We start from the raw sequence: 616 nt of genomic DNA, 5'->3' as shown, positions 1-616 counted from the left end.
GCTATTACTTCAAGCCTACCCATAGCCAAAATTATCAGGAATTAATATTGCATTCCGTTACGAAAGGATTGCTTCCGCTTGCCTTTTACAACTGTCTTTCCTGTTGCCTGCTTTTACCTAGCGAAAGGATGCCCAGGTGTCGAATCTTGATCGTTTGCAAATGAACAGAAGAGAATTCCTGTTTACCTCAACGGCATTGGCCCTTGCGGGCTGCGGTGGCAATAACACCTCTTTTTTGACGGATCAATTCGAGGGCGGCAGTAAATACACGTATGACTATGTACCAGTCCTAGTGCTTTCTGGAAGCTGGTGGCAAATGGGCAGGCAGTATGGATATCTTCTGGCTAACAGCATCCGGAGCACCTACGCGTTGGTCGCACCTTATAAAGACTTCTACAACCGCGGGTGCGGCAAGATGAATGCTGAAATCGTCGATGAACTCTTTGAATCGTACCCACAGCGCTTCAAGAATTTTTTTATGGGAATGGCCGAAACATCGGGGCTTTCCTTGCAGCAGTTAAAGGTCGCCAACTCGTTGGAGATAATCCTTATTTTTGGACCGAAAATTTACAATAACATGCGCTGTTCAGCAGTATCCACCTGGGGTGAATATTCA

The 616-nt window shown here is 46.1% G+C and carries 1 protein-coding gene; it reads left to right on the top strand.

All coding sequences use genetic code 11. The features are described 5' to 3' along the window. Positions 1-136: 136 nt before the first annotated feature. The coding region (locus tag JK635_RS20880) for a C45 family peptidase (RefSeq protein WP_202655862.1) at positions 137-616 on the top strand (480 nt) is incomplete at its 3' end.

Origin of the sequence: Neobacillus paridis, from assembly GCF_016765675.1 — a bacterium.
Lineage (GTDB): Bacteria > Bacillota > Bacilli > Bacillales > Cytobacillaceae > Neobacillus > Neobacillus paridis.
The sequence above is the reverse complement of the archived record's forward strand: the minus strand, read 5'-3'. Positions and strand labels throughout refer to the sequence as shown.